The organism is Cryobacterium sp. TMT4-31, assembly GCF_004403385.1.
GTDB classification, from domain to species: domain Bacteria; phylum Actinomycetota; class Actinomycetes; order Actinomycetales; family Microbacteriaceae; genus Cryobacterium; species Cryobacterium zongtaii.
The window spans coordinates 25,346-37,164 of the sequence record NZ_SOGI01000044.1 but is presented as its reverse complement, the minus strand read 5'-3'; the positions used below and the strand labels follow the sequence as shown (position 1 = coordinate 37,164).

General features: G+C 71.0%; 10 protein-coding genes. 3 read left to right on the top strand and 7 right to left on the bottom strand.

Annotated elements, in window-relative coordinates; all coding sequences use genetic code 11:
* Positions 1-76: 76 nt before the first annotated feature.
* From E3T19_RS10715 to E3T19_RS10700, 4 genes are all read right to left on the bottom strand, one after another.
* Positions 77-826, bottom strand: a complete 750-nt coding sequence (locus tag E3T19_RS10715; protein ID WP_241980157.1) for a nucleoside/nucleotide kinase family protein — start codon at positions 824-826, stop codon at positions 77-79.
* Between the two features lie 6 nt (positions 827-832).
* Positions 833-1,528, bottom strand: coding sequence for an endonuclease NucS (gene nucS / locus E3T19_RS10710; protein WP_134408782.1), 696 nt, complete (start codon positions 1,526-1,528; stop codon positions 833-835).
* A gap of 9 nt (positions 1,529-1,537) precedes the next feature.
* Entirely contained in the window at positions 1,538-2,773 is a 1,236-nt protein-coding gene (locus E3T19_RS10705) for an MFS transporter (protein WP_088454839.1), read from the bottom strand.
* 88 nt (positions 2,774-2,861) lie between these two features.
* Entirely contained in the window at positions 2,862-4,082 is a 1,221-nt protein-coding gene (locus E3T19_RS10700) for an MATE family efflux transporter (RefSeq protein WP_240632323.1), read from the bottom strand.
* 177 nt (positions 4,083-4,259) lie between these two features.
* Here E3T19_RS10700 and E3T19_RS10695 point away from each other — a divergent pair, with 177 nt between their 5' ends.
* Together E3T19_RS10695 and E3T19_RS10690 are read left to right on the top strand one after the other, a co-directional pair.
* Entirely contained in the window at positions 4,260-5,252 is a 993-nt protein-coding gene (locus E3T19_RS10695) for an ABC transporter ATP-binding protein (protein ID WP_088454841.1), read from the top strand.
* Entirely contained in the window at positions 5,249-6,922 is a 1,674-nt protein-coding gene (locus E3T19_RS10690) for an ABC transporter permease (RefSeq protein WP_134408781.1), read from the top strand. The genes E3T19_RS10695 and E3T19_RS10690 overlap by 4 nt, the downstream gene beginning before the upstream one ends.
* Before the next feature lie 19 nt (positions 6,923-6,941).
* On the opposite strand, the gene E3T19_RS10685 is transcribed toward E3T19_RS10690, so the two are convergent.
* From E3T19_RS10685 to E3T19_RS10675, 3 genes are all read right to left on the bottom strand, one after another.
* Positions 6,942-7,226: a hypothetical protein gene (locus E3T19_RS10685; RefSeq protein WP_088454843.1), complete on the bottom strand. Its 285-nt coding sequence runs from the start codon at positions 7,224-7,226 to the stop codon at positions 6,942-6,944.
* A complete protein-coding gene (locus E3T19_RS10680) occupies positions 7,226-8,662 on the bottom strand; it encodes a glycosyltransferase (RefSeq protein ID WP_134408780.1) in 1,437 nt (478 codons plus the stop codon). The genes E3T19_RS10685 and E3T19_RS10680 overlap by 1 nt, the downstream gene beginning before the upstream one ends.
* Positions 8,663-8,724: 62 nt before the next feature.
* On the bottom strand, positions 8,725-9,654 hold the full coding sequence (locus E3T19_RS10675; protein WP_134408779.1) for an NADP-dependent oxidoreductase: 930 nt from the start codon (positions 9,652-9,654) through the stop codon (positions 8,725-8,727).
* Positions 9,655-9,794: 140 nt separating this feature from the next.
* Here E3T19_RS10675 and E3T19_RS10670 point away from each other — a divergent pair, with 140 nt between their 5' ends.
* A complete protein-coding gene (locus E3T19_RS10670; protein ID WP_088454846.1) occupies positions 9,795-11,759 on the top strand; it encodes a M13 family metallopeptidase in 1,965 nt (654 codons plus the stop codon).
* The last annotated feature ends 60 nt before the right edge of the window (positions 11,760-11,819 follow it).

Sequence of the window (11,819 nt, the reverse complement as noted above, 5' to 3'; positions counted from 1 at the left end):
GCCGCCGGGTCGTGCCTCTCTCCGAGAACCCGGCCAACTCTGCCCGCGCGGGGAACAGTTGCGGCGGCGGGGCCGGTCAGGCCGAGGGGATGACCGAAGCGTCGAGGCCGGAGACCCGCAACGTGGCGCGCGGCGCTGACCGCTCGATGAGCACGGCGTTGGCTCCGTCGACGTTCTCGGCCCAGTCCCGGGCGGCCCCGGGGCTGCGTCCGTGCCGCTGGTGCCGCGCCACCAGGCGCTGCAGACGCTCAACGCCAGGGGTCTCGCAGAACCACACCTCAGCGGCCAGACCGGGCACCAGGTTCCAGGGTTCCCGGTCCACGAGCAGGTAGTTGCCCTCGACGATCACGATGCGGGTGCCCGGTTCCACAACCAGGGCGCCCGCCACCCCCTCGTCGACCGCACGGTCGAAGCTCGGGGCGTAGACCGGGTGGTCGGTCTCGGCCCTGAGCCGTCGCAGCAGCGCCACGAAGCCCCAGCCGTCGAAGGTGTCGATGGCGCCCTTGCGGTCGTGCCGGCCGAGCCTGTCGAGGGTGGCATTGGCCAGGTGGAAGCCGTCCATCGGCAGGTGCACGGCAAAGGGAACGGCGGCAGTCGCCCCGGTCGCCGGGCCGGCCGCCGCAGCCGCATCCACCCCGGCAAGCTCGGTGAGGCGCCGCGCCAGCCGCTCGGCCAGGGTGGTCTTGCCCGCGCCGGGGCTGCCGGCGATGCCCACAACGATGCGGCCATCGATGGGCAGCAGGCCGAGCACCCGCCGGGCGAGCAGGTCGAGCGGGGCGGTGTCGCCGGCCGCCTCGGAGGACAAGGCAGCGGACCGGTCAGGCACGGGAGCCTAGAAGAGCTTGGACGCGGTGTCGTCGAGCCCGCGCATGGCGTCGTAGTCGAGCACCAGGCAGCGAATGCCGCGGTCCTCGGCCAGCGTGCGCGCCTGCGGCTTGATCTGCTGCGCGGCGAACACGCCCACCACGGGCGCCAGGTGCGGGTCGCGGTTCATCAGCTCGAGGTAGCGGGTGAGCTGCTCGACGCCGTCGATGTCGCCGCGGCGCTTGAGTTCCACGGCCACCGAGGCGCCCTGGGCATCCCTGGCCAGGATGTCGACGGGGCCGATCGCCGTCATGTACTCGCGGCGCACGAGGGTGTGGCCGTCGCCGAGCAGGTGGATGTGCTCGGCGAGGAGCTTCTGCAGGTGCGCCTCGACGCCGTCCTTGATCAGGCCCGGGTCGATGCCGAGCTCGTGGGCGGAGTCGTGCTCCACTTCGTAGAGGCTCACGATGAGCTCGTCGGCGGTCTTGGCGTGCGTCACGGTCCACAGCTCGGTGATCCCGGCCTCGGCCTGCAGCTCGTCGGGCGCCGAGACGGCCAGGCTGCACGGCGGGCTCATCCAGTTGAGCGGCTTGTACGAGCCGCCGTCCGAGTGCACGAGCAGGCTGCCGTCGGACTTGAGCATGAGCAGGCGGGTGGCCAGCGGCAAATGCGCGCTGAGCCGTCCGGCGTAGTCAACTGAACATCTTGCTATTACGAGGCGCACTGAACGAGCTTAACCGGCGGCGGCGGTCTGCGCGCGCTCGCGGGCCGCCGGGGCGGCCAGCCCGGCGAGGGCCATGAGCACGACGATCACGAACAGGGCGTTCAGGATGCCCCACTGCTCGCCGATCAGGCCCAACACCGGTGGCCCGACCAGAAAGGCGAAATAGCCGATCATGGCTACGGCGCTCACCCGGGCGGCCGCGTTGGCGGTGTCATCCGCGGCGGCCGACATGCCCACCGGGAAGCCGAGCGAGGCGCCGAGGCCCCACAGCACGGTGCCGACGATGAGCAGCCAGATGGCCGGCGCCAGGATCACCAGCAGCAGGCCGGCCACGCCGAGAACCGAGCAGGCCCGCAGCACCGGAACCCGGCCGAACCTGTCCAGCACCGGGCCGCCGAGCACCCGGCCCACCGTCATCGCCGAGACGAACACCCCGAAGACCAGCGCCCCGATGGCGTCGCTCTGGCCGTGCCCGTCGACCACGGCCAGGGCCAGCCAGTCGCTGGCCGATCCCTCGGCGAAGGTCATGCCCAGCACGATCACCCCGATCAGCAGGATGCTCGGGTCGCGCCACACCGCGAGGCTGGTGCGCATCCGTTCGACCCAGTTCGGCCGCACGACGGTGTGCGCGGCGGACTGGTCTGCGGGGTCGCCGAGGGCCGGGCGGAGCGGCACGAACCGGACCGCGATCGCGGCGGCGGCCAGCGCGAGGGCGGCGACGAGGCTGAGGTGCCAGACCACCGACACGGCGAGGGCGGCGGCCCCGGCGCCGAGCAGCGCCCCGGCCACGGTGCCCAGGCTGAAGCAGGCGTGCAGCAACGGCATCAGGGTGATGCCGAGTTCGCGTTCGACCGCTGCCCCCTCGACGTTCATCATGACGTCGGTGGAACCCATGCCGAAGCCCACCAGGGCGAGGGCGGTGAACGCGATCGGCGACGACCCCCACACCGTGGCCGCGGCGCCCACCAGGACCAGACCTGCCGAGGAGGTGGCGATGCTGATCACCAGGGCCCGGCGGGCGCCGAACGCCGACAGCAGCCAGACGGCCGCGACGAGTCCGAGAATGGATCCGGCGGAGAGCCCGAAGATCAGCAGGCCCACCTGGTCGGTGCGGAGCGCCAGGTCGTCGCGCACGGTGGGGATCCGGGATACCCACGACGCCAGCCCGAGCCCGCTCACAAAAAACAGCATGAAGATGGCGTTCCGCCAGCGGGTGAGTTCGCGCCGTCCGCGAGTCTTCGTCATTCCACCCACGCTACCGCCCCCGCGAACTGTGAGCTGAGCCCCGGAAATCGAGAGATCCCGGGGCTTTTCTCAACAGTTCGCGGACCGGTCAGGCGCCCAGGCGCACCCAGCGGGTGCCTCGGGCGCGAACGGACAGGGTCACCGCTCTGGCGCCGAGGAAACCGAAGACGAACGCGGCCATCAGCCAAGCCAGCCCCGCGGCACCGGCGGGAGCGAAGAGCAGCACCAGGCCGGCCAGCGGGACGAAGGCGGCCAGGTTGACCAGGCCCGTGATCGCGAGATAGCGGGCGTCGCCGGCACCGATCAGCACCCCGTCGAGTACAAAGACCAGGCCGCCCAGCGGCACGGACAGGCCGAGCACCACGAGGGTCGGCGGCAGCAGCGCGGTGACCTCAGCGGCGTTGGTGAATACCCCGCCGAGCACCCCGCTTGTGGCCACCACGACCAGACCGAGCAGCACGCCGCCGCCGATGCCCCACTCCAGGCAGCGCCGCAGCACCTGGCGCACCTGCTGCAGGTCGCCGGCGCCGAGACCCCGGCCCACCAGGGCCTGCGCGGCGATGGCGAGGGCGTCGAGGGCGAAGGCCAGCGTGGCGAACAGGGTCATCGCGATCTGGAACGCCGCGAGCTCGGGGGAGCCGAGGCTGGTGGCCACAAACACCGCCAACAGCATGGCGGCGCGGAGGCTCGCGGTGCGCAGGAACAACCAGCCGCCGCTGGTGGCCCCGCGGAGCAGCCCCGCACGGTGCGGTCGGAGCGGCGCACGCTCGCGGCGGGCGTGCCGCACGACGATGACCAGATACACGGCCACCATGCCCCACTGGGCGAGCACCGTGCCCAGCGCCGACCCGATCAGGCCCAGGCCCAGGCCGTAGATGAACCACAGATTGAGCAGGATGTTGGTCAGGAAGCCGAGCCCGGCGACCCAGAGCGGGGTGCGGGTGTCCTGCAGGCCGCGCAGCAGTCCGGTCGCGGCGAAGACCAGCAGCATCGCGGGCACACCCAGCATCGACAGGGCCAGATAGTCGGCGGCGGCGCGGGTCACCTCGGGGTCGGCACCGAACGCAGCCACCAGCGCGGGGGCCGCGAACCAGCCGGCCACGGCGAGCACGGCGCCGAGGCCGAGCGCAAGCCACAGGCCATCCACCCCTACCGACACCGCACGGCGCCGGTCGCCGACACCGAGCCAGCGGGCCACGGCGGGGGTGGTGCTGTACGCGAGGAACACCATCAGCCCGATGATGGTCTGCAGCACCGCGCTGGCCAGGCCGAGACCGGCCAGTGGCACCGCGCCGAGGTGGCCGACCATGGCCGAGTCGGACAGCAGGAACAGGGGCTCGGCGATGAGGGCGCCGAGGGCAGGCAGGGCCAGCCGGCGGATCTCACGGTCGATGGGTTGCGGGCGTAGAAGTTCGATGCTTCGACTCTAGTTATCCGCACCGACGGGGGAGGACGCCGACCAAGGTGCGGGCGTAGTCTCACGGCTATGAGCCCCGTTGTTCTGACGCGTGACCTCACCAAGCGGTTCGGCCGGGTGCAGGCCCTCGCCGGCCTCGACCTGTCGGTGGCCGAGGGGGAGGTGCACGGTTTCGTCGGCCCGAACGGCGCGGGCAAATCCACCACCATCCGCATCCTGCTCGGCCTGATGCGCGCCGGCGGCGGCTCGGCCAGCGTGCTCGGCGGTGATCCCTGGGTGGATGCCTCCGCGCTGCATCGCCGCATCGCCTACGTCCCCGGTGACGTGAGCCTGTGGCCCAACCTCTCCGGCGGCGAGGCCATCGACCTGCTCGCCCGGCTGCGCGGGGCCCGCACCGCCGATCCGGCTTACCAGGCGCGGCGCCGGCAGTTGCTGGAGCGCTTCCAGCTCGACCCGACCAAGAAGGGCCGCACCTACTCGACGGGCAACCGGCAGAAGGTGGCCCTCGTCGCGGCGCTCGCCGTGCCCGCCGACCTGCTCATCCTCGACGAACCCACCTCGGGCCTTGACCCGCTGATGGATGCCGTTTTCAGGGCCGAGATCGTCGCCGCGGCCGCCGACGGTGCCACGGTGTTGCTCTCCAGCCACATCCTCAGCGAGGTCGAGCGCCTCTGCGACCGGGTGAGCATCATCCGCTCCGGCCGGATCATCGAGACCGGCACCCTGGCCGAGCTGCGCCACCTCACCCGCACCGAGGTGGCCTTCGCCGCCGCCGCGCTCACGGATGCCCAACTTGCCGGCCTCGCCGCACGGCTGCCGGGCGCGCGTGACCTCTCGGTCGGTGACGACAGGGTGAGCTTCACAGTGGACGCCCAGGCGCTGCCCGGGATGTTACCGGTACTCGCCGAGCTGCGGGTGCAGGCGCTCACCGTGGCGCCGCCCACCCTGGAGAGCCTGTTCCTACGCCACTACGATGACGCGTCGGCGGCCCCGAACGGGCCGGAGAACGTCGATTCAGACCCGGCCGGCGCCCACTCTCCGCAGCACCGGCACCGGCGATGACGGCCTCGGCAGCCCCGGCACGCCAGGCCGCCCCGACGTACGTGCGAGCAGCGGTGCCCACCCTGTGGCCGATGCTGCGGCTGCGGCTGCGACGGGACCGCGTGCAACTGCCGATCTGGCTGCTCTCGCTCGCGGCTATCGCGTTGCTCGCCGGTATCGCCGTGCCCGCCAGTTTCGGCACCCTCGCCGACCGGGAAGCTCTCGTGCAGATCGCCGTGGGCACGCCGAGCATCCTGATGCTCCGCGGCGAACCGAGGGGCCCCACCACCGACGCGTTGCTGTTCTTCAGCATGTTCGCCAACCTCGCCGCCGCCGTGGCGTTCATGAGCACGTTCCTCGCGGTGCGGCACAGCCGCGCAGAGGAGGAGGCCGGCCGCAGCGAGCTGATCGGCGCCACCGTGGCCGGCCGGGTGGTGCCGCTGTTGGCCACGGTCCTGTTCGGCGTCGTCGCGAGTCTGGCCGCGGGCGCCGCGGTGGCGCTGGCCCTGGTCATCGCCGGGCTCGACCCGCTCGGCTCGCTCGTCACGGGCGCCGCTCTGGCCGGTACCGGCGTCGCGTTTCTCGGTGTGGGGGTGGTGGCCGCGCAGCTGATGCGCACCTCCCGGGGTGCGAACGGACTGGCGGCCGCGGTGGTCGGTCTGGCCTATGTGCTGCGCGCCGCCGGCGACGCGGGCGGCACCCCGTCCGCCGACGGCCTGAGCCTGACGAGCGCCTGGCCGAGCTGGCTGTCCCCGATCGGCTGGGGCCAGCGCACCCGTGCGTTCACCGAGAACAACCCGGCACCGCTGCTGCTGTCGGTCGCCCTCGCCGGCCTGCTCGTGGCCGTTGCCGTACTGCTGCAGTCCCGCCGCGACACCGGCTCGAGCGTCTTCGCCGAGCGGGCCGGCCGACCGGCGGCCGGCTGGCTGCTGCACGGCTCGCTGGGACTGGCCTGGCGGCTGCACTGGCCGGCTATTCTCGGCTGGGCCATCACCGGGCTGCTGTTCGGGCTGCTGGCGGGCAGCCTCGGCGAGACCGTGGTCGAGCTGATGGAGGGGAACCCGGTCTTCCAGAATGTGCTGGTGGGCCTGGCCGGTGGCCGGGGCGCGATCATCGACCTGTTCACCGCGACCCTGTTCAGCCTGGTCGGGGTGCTGGCCACGGCCGCCGCGATCCAGGCGATGCTCCGGGCGCGTCAGGAGGAGGCCGCCGGGGTGGCCGAGGCCATGCTCAGCACGAGCCTCGGCCGCATCCGCTGGCTGTTCGACTACCTCATCGTCGGCCTGGCCGGGATCGTGCTGGTGCTCGCGGCCGCCGTGGCCGGTGCGGCGGCCGGGCTCCTCCGCTCCGCGAACGCCGGCGACCGCATCGACAGCGTGCTGGCGGCCGCTGCCGCCCAGCTACCGGCGGCGCTGCTGCTGCTCAGCGTCGCCGCGGTGCTCGTGGCGCTGCTGCCGCGCCTGAGTATCGGCCTGAGCTGGGGCCTGTTGCTCGCCGCGGTGGTCGTGGGTCAGTTCGGCGACCTGCTCGACCTGCCCCAGTGGCTGCGCGACCTCTCACCGTTCAGCCACACGCCTATCGTGGCGGCCGCGGAGGTGGACTGGAGCGGGGCCTGGTGGATGCCGGCGCTGGCCGTGCTGCTGGCGGCCGTGGCGGCCGTGGGCATCCGTCGCCGCGACCTCGCGCTGTGAGGCGGTGCTGGCCAGCGCGCTACTGGGGGTGCGGAGGAGCGGTGTCGCGCACGCGCTCTGCCGACTGCCCGGGCGCCGGATCCGCGCCGTAGATGCTGCGGTCCGCAGACCGACGGTTCCGGCCCCCGAGCCAATCCGTGAGGTAGATCTTCGGCAGGATCTTCGCCACAGCGAGCACAACATAGATGACTGTGTTGATTCCGACGAATGCTGAAAAGATCGCGAAGAAGTGCGTGGTCACGGCCGAATCGGGCAATAGGATGCCGGTGGGCGAGAGCAACGGGAGCAGCGCTGGCACCGGCATCAGACGGCCCTCACCGTGAGGGTCGGGGTGTTCGCGTGTTCCCAGTTGGCCTGCCGGCCGAGGGTGATGTCGATGATGCCCTTGACGTAGACCACGTTCAGGAACAAGTCGAAGCAGAGTTCGGGGAGCACGGTGAGCGCGAGCAACCGGGCCCGCCAGCCGCCCTCCCACACGGTGACCACGCGTTCGGCAACGAAAATCGTGCCGAGGCCGAGCCAGAACGGGAACCACACCCAGGTGCTGACGGCGAGCAGGGTGACCAGAATCAGGGTCAGGAACGAGGTCAGGGCGATGACGCTGTAGCCGATGCCGAGCTGTTGCGCCCAGTAGCGAAGCGTGGCCGGGGTTAGCCCGTACGCGCCGATGTTCTCCAGGGCGCCGCGTTGCCAGCGCAGGCGCTGCTGCCAGAGGGCGGGCAGGGTCGGCATCAGCTCTGTGACCACTGTGCATTGTGCCGGGGAGGTGATCAGTGCGCCGAGCGATTTCAGTGCGATGGTGAGTTCGTTGTCCTCGGTGAGCGCGTGGGTGTCGTAGACATCGCCGTGCACGCCCGGCAGGGTGACGCCGCGGTTCTCGGCGACGGAACGCAACGCGAGGGGTCGAAACATCGAAGCCGTGCCGGTGAGCACGAAGACACGGCCGCGCCGTCGGGCGAGTTCCCGGGAGTACCGCACGTACTCATTTCGCTGGAGCAGTCCGATCAGGCCGAACCCGGGCTCACCGTAGAAGAGGCCCCCGACCGCCATCAGGGCGCGATCGCTCGTGAAACGGGCGACGGCCTCGGCGAGGAACCCGTCGTCGAGCGCGGTGTCCGCGTCCATGACCATGACCACGTCGTTGTCGAGTAGTCCGGGGAGCACCCGGCTGAGGGCCTGGTTCAGGGCGCCGGCCTTCTTCTTCCTGTTGTCCACGGATTCGAAGACCTCTACGCCGTGCGCGCGGGCGATGGCGACGGTGTCGTCCGTGCAGTTGTCGGCGACGACGATCACCCGCTCCGGCCTGTGCGACTGGGCGAAGAGCGAGGCCAGGGTCGCCGGCAGCGAGAGCTCCTCGTTGTGCGCGGGGATCAGCACGGTCACCGTCACGGGTTTCGCGAAAACGCCGCCACTTTTGGCCATCACGATTTTCGGCGCCAGCGGGTTACGGCTCGAGTTCGAGGACCGGCGGGATCTGTTCGTCGCCCGGCGTTCGAGCAGGGCGATGCCGGCGGCGAAGAGCACAGCGAGGGCGATGGCCCCCAGGATCGCCCAGAGCGCCGGCCGGCTCGGATCGTACAAGACCGGGAGCACGCCGAAGATCAGGTACCGGAAGGGGGCTGCATCGGGCGTCGGACTCCCCGCTGCGACGGCGAGCCACAGCAGCGCCGCCGCACTCATGGCCAGACCCGCGATGACGAGGCCGACCGATCGTCCCAGTGTCCGTGTCCGTGCCCGCATATACCAGATCGTATCGGGTCGGCCCGTCGGCGGCCCGGTCGTCCGGGCGCCGGCGAGACGACTTACGGCAGGATGACGAGCTTGCCGCGCGCGCCGGCCTCGAAGTCGTCGAATGCCTCGGCAACATCGGCGAGGGCGTAGCTGCCCTGAACGTTCACGGAGGTGCGGCCGGCGGCGAGGCTCTCGGCCAGGCGGGTCAGCACCTCGGGGGTGGGGTCGGCGAGGATCGGGACCACGGTGACGGTGTCGGTGCCGAGCTGGTCGGGCGAGCCGATCAGGGTGGAGACCAGGCGACCGCCGGCTCGCAGCGCCGGCAGCACGGTGGCTGCGTCACCGGCGAAGTGCAGTACTACGTCGACACCGTCGGGGTGGGCGGCGAGCACGGCCTCGCTGAGGTTCTGGGTGTGGTCAACAACCTCGCTGGCGCCGAGCAGGCGCACCTGGGCGATGCCGAGGGCGGTGCGGGCGGTGGCGATCACGGTGGCGCCGGCCGCGGCGGCGAGCTGCAGCGCCTGGTTGCCGACACCGCCGGTGGCGCCGACGACCAGTACGGTGCTGCCGGCGCTGAGCTCGGCGGCATCCACGGCGGCCTGCGCTGCCGTACCGGCCAGCCCGAGGGCGGCGCCGCGGGCGAAGTCGACCTGCTCGGGCAGCTTCGCCAGGCCCGTCGCGACGGGGACAACCACGAACTCGCCGAACGAACCGTCGCCCAGGTGGGCCTTGGTGACGACGCCGAAGACCCGGTCGCCCACGGCGTATGCGGTGACGTCGTCGCCGACGGCATCCACGATCCCCGCGAAGTCCTTGCCCAGCACCACCGGGAACCGGTGCTCCATCAGGCCATTGAGGTAGCCGGCGGCCACGGCCAGGTCGAACCCGTTGACGGATGCCGCGTGCACGCGCACGCGGACCTCTCCCGCAGACGGCTGAGGGGTGTCGATCTCGGTCAGTTCGAGGGCGGAGCCGAACTCGGGCAGGGTGATGACGCGCATGGGGATCTCCTGGGTCGAGGGCGACCCGTGTGGAGCGCCGTTGTCCTTATGCTCCCATGCCGCCGCATCGCCCACCACGGCCCATGGTCCCACGCCCGCTACATCCCCCACCATTTCACGGTGAGGTTTAGGCTGGTGCGATGACTGATCAGGCGACGGCATCCGGAATCGACACCGACGAACTCGACCCGGGCGTGCGCCCGCAGGACGACCTCTTCCGCCACGTGAACGGCAAGTGGATCGCCCGCACCGAGATCCCGAACGACAAGGCCCGCTGGGGTTCGTTCTACCTGCTCGCCGAGGAGGCCGAGAAGGCCGTGCGGGCCATCATCCTCGAGGCGCAGACCGCCGCCGAGGGCACCGAGGAGCGCAAGTTCGGTGACCTCTACGCCAGCTTCATGGACGAGGAACGCATCGAGCAGCTCGGCGCCACCCCGCTCGCGGCCGACCTGGCCACCGTGGACGGCATCAGCAGCGTGCCGGTGTTCCTCGCCACCCTCGGCCGCCTCGAGCGGTCCGGCGTCGCGGGCACCTTCCAGCTCTTCGTCGACAACGACCCGGGCAACCCCGAGCGCTACCTGGTCTTCGTCGAGCAGGCCGGCCTGGGCCTGCCCGACGAGTCCTACTACCGTGACGAGAAGTTCGCCGGCGTGCGCGAGGCCTACCTTGCCTTCGTCGAACGGATGCTCACCCTCGCCGGCGTCGACGCCGCCGCGGAGCGCGCCGGTCGCATCTTCGCCCTGGAAACCGAGCTCGCCAGCCACCACTGGGACAACGTGCGCACCCGCGACAGCGAGAAGACCTACAACCTCAAGACCTGGGACCAGCTGTCCGCGCTCGCCGCGGGCGCCGACCTCGACCTGTGGCTGGAGGGTCTGGACGCCCCGGCCGTGTCCTTCGCCGAGGTCGTCGTGCGCCAGCCGAGCTTCGTGGTCGGCCTGGCCGAGATGCTCACCGAAGACCGGCTCGATGCCTGGCGGGACTGGCTGCGCTGGCAGGTCATCCGCTCGAGCGCGTCGTACCTGTCGAACGACTTCGTCGAGGCGAACTTCGACTTCTACGGCCGCACCCTCACCGGCACCCCGCAGATCCGTGCCCGCTGGAAGCGCGGCGTCTCTCTCGTGGAGGGCGCCCTCGGCGAGGCCGTCGGCCGCATCTACGTTGACCGGCACTTCTCGCCCGACGCCAAGACGAGCATGGACGTGCTCGTCGGCTACCTCGTCGAGGCCTACCGGGCCAGCATCTCGGGTCTGGACTGGATGACCGAGGAGACCCGGGTTCGCGCCTTGGAGAAGCTGGACAAGTTCACCCCCAAGATCGGTTACCCGGTGAAATGGCGTGACTACTCCAGCCTGGCCATCGAGCCCGGCGACCTGATCAAGAACGTGCGCGCCACCGGCGAGTTCGAGTTCCACCGTGAGCTGGGCAAGATCGGCAACCCGCTGGACCGCGACGAGTGGTTCATGACCCCGCAGACCATCAACGCCTATTACAACCCGGGCTTCAACGAGATCGTCTTCCCCGCGGCCATCCTGCAGGTGCCGTTCTTCGACGTGAACCGGGATGCCGCAGCGAACTACGGTGCGATCGGCGCGGTCATCGGCCACGAGATCGGCCACGGCTTCGACGACCAGGGCTCCAAGTACGACGGCGACGGCCGGCTCACCGACTGGTGGACCGAGGCCGACAAGGCCGCGTTCGAGCAGCGCACGGCGTCGCTGATCGAGCAGTACGACGCGCTCCACCCGGCCCAGGTGCCCGATCACCACGTGAACGGTGCCCTCACCATCGGCGAGAACATCGGCGACCTCGGCGGCCTTTCCATCGCCTGGGAGGCGTACCTGCTGTCGCTCGAGGGCGCCGAGCCGCCCGTCATCGACGGGTTCACCGGGGCCCAGCGGTTCTTCCTCTCCTGGGCGCAGGCGTGGCAGATGAAGATGCGCGACGAGGAGGCCATCCGGCTGCTCGCAATCGACCCGCACTCGCCGAACGAGTTCCGGTGCAACCAGATTGTGCGCAACATCGACGAGTACTACACGGCGTTCGGCGTGACCGAGACGGATGCCGCGTGGCTCGCTCCCGAGAAGCGCGTCACGATCTGGTAGCGGTCTCCTCCGGCCCCGCGACCCGTGGGTTAGGGTGTTCGCGGGGATGTCGCAGTACCG